This is a genomic window from Leptospira wolffii serovar Khorat str. Khorat-H2, from assembly GCF_000306115.2.
Taxonomy (GTDB): Bacteria; Spirochaetota; Leptospiria; order Leptospirales; family Leptospiraceae; genus Leptospira_B; species Leptospira_B wolffii.
In genome coordinates this window covers 1-2,070 of sequence record NZ_AKWX02000006.1, presented here as the reverse complement: position 1 = coordinate 2,070, position 2,070 = coordinate 1, and the positions used below count along the sequence as shown (strand labels likewise).

The window sequence follows — 2,070 nt, the reverse complement described above, 5'->3', positions numbered from 1 at the left end:
GCGTGTTTTTGTAATATATTCTTTTAGGATATTTCCCGTAGTATTAAACTTAAATAGCCATTCATATTCTGAAGATCTATACTGTGTCAAATTAGTGAAGATTATAGGATAACCATCAAATGAATTTTGGTCAGAAAAAAACGGCTCATAGTCAACTAATGAAAGAAAATCCCCCCCAAAGTACCAGGACTATTGCAATTTCCGAATCCGGAGGTTGCGGTAATTTCTTTGCTTCGTATTTCTTCGCCAAACGAGCACCAAAGAAGTGTTTCAGATTATACTCAGATTGAAGTTTCTTCGCATCAAGGTGAACGTTCATAACTTCCACTTTAATTATTTCTTTAGAGAGGCGATTGCAAAGTTGAAAATCTAAACTTTGTTCCAGCTATAGTTGGAACTTTCTATGCGTTTCTAAGACAAGATCAGCAGATAAAAGAAAATCTTTTCAAGGTTCAGAAACTCACCTAATCTGTCCAGATACCTTGATTGGTTATTATCAAAGTTTTCCAATAAATCAAATAAAGGAGCGTTTAACTGATTTTTAATGTTATTTGGAATATTATTCTCGATATTTCCAAATACACCATCCAGGTATCTCAAGAAGGATATGCAAAAAGAATCATTTTCTTTTTCAGCGAGCAAAATGAGATCTAAAATGTGAGTCTCGTATCGAAATTCTCCAGTTTGTAGAAGTCTATTTGAGAAATGAGTGTAACGGTCGTTCGCACGTAAATCCATCCTTGCCCAGCGTTTTTCAGATGAGGCGCATAGAGATGCAAGAGAAGGGCAATGCTTTGAAATTAATTTATATGAAGTATATTTCTCAAGCATATTCATGTATTTTACATTGAGAAAATGAGTTTAGCTTGGATGGCGTATAACGACCAAGGTGTTCCGACGTTTGCAATGGCACGAGACTTGCTTTGCAAGGCGAGTGACAGAAGCAAATGTGGCGCAGCCCGAGCGAGAGTCGCGTAGCGATCTCGAAGCGCAGCGGAAGCACCGAAAGTTATACGCAGTCGTGTATCTGATTAGATTAAATTATTTTTCAACCAGTTTACCAGTAACAAACTTATGGATTAAACTAGATATTAACGTCTGATAAGGAAGACCTTCTTCAAACGCCATTCTTTGAATAGAATCTAAATCAATTTGATTTAATCTTATATTAATTCTTTTATTCTTGCTCAAAGTCTTGGAGGCAGCTTTTCGATATAAATCCAATTTCTTCTTTTTATCTGAAGATGAGATCGGGACCCACTCACCTGCTTCGAAAGAATTAAGTATGTCCTGCTCTTCTTTGGACATAGAGGGAGATTTAGTAATAGTATTGGTTATCCTTTTTTTCATTCTTCACCTACTCTATCTTTAATATAATCTCTCGTGGCTTTTCTACTTGGGATTATTGTTTTAAGAAATATTTCACTCTTTGATTCAACAAATGGGACCAAATACGCATAACCATCAAGTTCAATTACAAAGATTTTCTGTCCTGGATATTTCTTTGAATTTGGATGATCATAGATGTCCAAGAGAAATCCTTTTTCAATTTGAAATAAGATATCTTCGAAAGAGATACCTCTTTCCTCTCTAAGCCATTCATTCTTATCTGAATCCCAAGCATATTCTTTCACTCAGATCAATTTTGATGACAATGTATGCCTTGTGTCAACTAGTTAAATTTACCAAATTCTAAGCTTTTAATCAAGTTTCTATGAGATGCAAATAGGAACTCCGGTTCTATTAAAGTATGATTTTAACACGATTGCGTATAACGACGTTGGCTTGCCGACGTTTTGCAATGGCACGAGACTTGCTCTGCAAGACGAGTGACAGAAGCAAAATGTGCCGAAGGCCAAGCAAGGGTTGCGGAGCAAGCCCGAAGCGATGCGGCAAGTTGGCAGTTAAGCGAAGTTACGCCTCAAACACGTTGCAATTTAATTCAATTTCACTACTTGGACGAAAGTCCAATAGTATGAAATCCCCTTATTCGAAAGTATCGCGCTCCCCTTTCGGGATTGGATAAAATGGAACCATAAGCTTCCGCAGGACGCTTAAATATCAAGATGC

2 protein-coding genes are annotated in these 2,070 nt (G+C 36.9%); both read right to left on the bottom strand.

The annotated features are described in order from the left end of the window. Nucleotides 1-1,041: 1,041 nt before the first annotated feature. Nucleotides 1,042-1,350 carry an antitoxin gene (locus LEP1GSC061_RS04290; RefSeq protein ID WP_040508056.1) on the bottom strand — a complete coding sequence of 103 codons (309 nt, stop codon included), beginning with the start codon at nucleotides 1,348-1,350 and terminating at the stop codon, nucleotides 1,042-1,044. Further along, nucleotides 1,347-1,634, bottom strand: a complete 288-nt coding sequence (locus LEP1GSC061_RS04285; protein WP_040508055.1) for a BrnT family toxin — start codon at nucleotides 1,632-1,634, stop codon at nucleotides 1,347-1,349. The genes LEP1GSC061_RS04290 and LEP1GSC061_RS04285 overlap by 4 nt, the downstream gene beginning before the upstream one ends. Nucleotides 1,635-2,070 lie beyond the last annotated feature (436 nt).

Bases quoted from the DNA above. Each gene is read 5' to 3' on its own strand.
- LEP1GSC061_RS04290 (WP_040508056.1), bottom strand. From the start codon at position 1,350: ATGAAAAAAAGGATAACCAATACTATTACTAAATCTCCCTCTATGTCC.